2 protein-coding genes are annotated in these 2,448 nt (G+C 51.6%); one reads left to right on the plus strand and one right to left on the minus strand.

Annotation, left to right across the window (positions count from 1 at the left end):
• The first annotated feature begins 228 nt into the window (after positions 1 to 228).
• Complete coding sequence (gene tldD / locus KDK15_RS16310; protein WP_257296447.1) at positions 229 to 1,668, plus strand: metalloprotease TldD; 1,440 nt, start codon at positions 229 to 231, stop codon at positions 1,666 to 1,668.
• 25 nt (positions 1,669 to 1,693) lie between these two features.
• On the opposite strand, the gene KDK15_RS16315 is transcribed toward tldD, so the two are convergent.
• On the minus strand, positions 1,694 to 2,448 hold a 755-nt coding region (locus tag KDK15_RS16315; RefSeq protein WP_257296448.1), incomplete at its 5' end, for an NUDIX hydrolase.

Genomic DNA, 2,448 nt, shown 5'->3' on the forward strand with positions numbered 1-2,448 from the left:
GAAGGCCTGACATGATGTGCCCGATTCAGAACTAGCAGAACCTTGAAAATAAGTGGGGCGATCGTTAGCTGAATTAAAATATGCAGAATTCATCATTATAAATTTCAAACTTCCCTTGAGTTATCCCGTTCTCAGGGAGTACGCTTGCATGAAGAATAAATCAGTGTGAAGCCACGCTGCTGACACATGCTGCTGACAAAAGTGGTAACAAAAGTGGTGACAAAATCTATGACCGATATTATTACAACAGCCCGTGACCAACTGCTGACTCCAGCCAATATCGGCGACAGCGAACTCAGCAGGATTCTGGATACCATTCTGGGTCACAATGTCGATGCTGCGGACCTCTATTTTCAATCCATGCGCCATGAGTCCTGGGTGCTGGAAGATGGTATCGTTAAGGAAGGCAGTTTCAATGTTGACAGTGGTGTGGGTGTTCGCGCCATGAGTGGCGAGAAGACCGGTTTTGCCTACTCCAATGAAATTATTCTTCCGGCACTGGAACAGGCTGCCGGTGCCGCCCGAAGTATTGCCCGGGTCGGCCAGCAGAAGCAGGTTCAGGCATGGCAGCGCAGCCAGCCATTGTCGCTCTACGGAACCGCCAATCCCCTGGAGTCGTTAACCAGTGAAGATAAAGTTGATCTGCTGAAAAAGCTGGACAAGGAAGCCCGCAAGGCAGACCCAAGTGTGAAACAGGTGACGGTGAGTCTGGCCGGTGTTCATGAGGTGGTGCTGGTAGCCGCATCCGATGGCACGCTGGCGGCGGATATTCGTCCGCTGGTTCGTCTCAATGTCAGTGTCATTGCCGAAAAAGAAGGGCGTATTGAGCGTGGGTCTGCCGGTGGTGGTGGTCGGGGTGACTACCTTCAGTTCCTGCTGAACGAGACCGGCCTTGAGTATGCCCGCAAAGCTGTGCGCCAGGCCATGACCAATCTTGCAGCGGTTGCGGCTCCGGCAGGCACCATGCCGGTGGTATTAAGCGCTGGCTGGTCCGGTGTCCTGCTGCATGAAGCGGTAGGTCATGGACTGGAAGGTGACTTTAACCGCAAAGGGTCGTCCGCCTATGCTGGCCGGATTGGTGAGCGGGTTGCCTCTCCACACTGCACCATTGTTGATGACGGTACGCTGGGTGGTCGTCGTGGCTCCATGAATATGGATGATGAGGGGGTACCCACAGAAAGCACCGTCCTGATTGAAAATGGCATTCTCAAAGGCTATATGCAGGATAAGCTGAACGCTCGTTTAATGGGTGTTGCACCGACCGGTAACGGACGTCGTGAGTCGTATTCCCACCTACCCATGCCAAGGATGACCAATACCTATATGCTGGCAGGCAAGCATGACCCTGAAGAGATTATCAGCACCGTTAAAAAAGGCATCTATGTGGAAAACATGGGAGGTGGTCAGGTGGATATCACCTCTGGTAAGTTTGTTTTCTCCACCAGTGAGGCCTGGTTGATCGAAAATGGTAAGAAGACCGTGCCCGTCAAGGGAGCAACCCTGATTGGTAATGGCCCTGATGTGATGAACAAGGTGTCCATGGTCGGTAATGACCTGGAGCTGGACCCGGGCGTAGGTGTCTGTGGTAAGGATGGTCAGTCTGTCCCGGTGGGTGTTGGTCAGCCTACGTTGAAGATTGATGAAATTACCGTGGGTGGTACGGCTTAATATTCCCTGCCGGTTTTCCGCCGTTTTAGTCAAAAACGGTGGGCAACTCGCGTTTATTTTTGTGTTCAACTAATAACCAGATATCTTCCGGCAATGTTCTTCCCCGGGAAAGCTCAGGCAGATCATCAATATCAAAAAAACCAATATCGGAAATTTCAATATTCTCTTTCGGGGCGCCTCCGGTCAGCTCGCAGAGAAAAATCAGTTTGTAGATATGATAGGGGCTTCGTGGGCAGTAGGGGTGTCGCTGGGTATCCCGCACAGCTACCAGTTTTAATACCTTGGCGGTATAGCCAGACTCTTCCACAATTTCCCGCTCGACCCCATAAGCGGGAGGTTCACAAACATCGCCCCAGCCACCGGGCAGAGCCCAGCCGCCATCAGACCGCTCTTTGACCAGCAGTATTTTATTATCGAGGAATACGCCACCACGAAGGTCAATCTTTGGGGTGGCATAACCATGATCCGGCAGAAAGTAGTGGTTCACTTTTTCGATGGGGGCTCCGGTCAGCAGGGCCGTCATATCATGGGCAATAGCCTGTAATTGCTGATATCGCTCAAGGTCAAACTCACCTCTGGAGAAGGTGAGTCCATTCTGGGCAATGGCCCGGATCTTTTCTGCCCAGTCGATCCATGGATTTTTATCCGGGTCATTATTCTTTTCCAGGCCATCATCAAGTTTCTCAACCATCACCGGCTCCCTTTTACCTACCGTCGAATTGATTAGCGGTTCTTCTGCCCGAGTTGCTCTGATACCAATTCCACCTTCTAAATATGAGC

This window comes from Endozoicomonas sp. YOMI1, assembly GCF_024606345.1.
Classification (GTDB): domain Bacteria; phylum Pseudomonadota; class Gammaproteobacteria; order Pseudomonadales; family Endozoicomonadaceae; genus Endozoicomonas.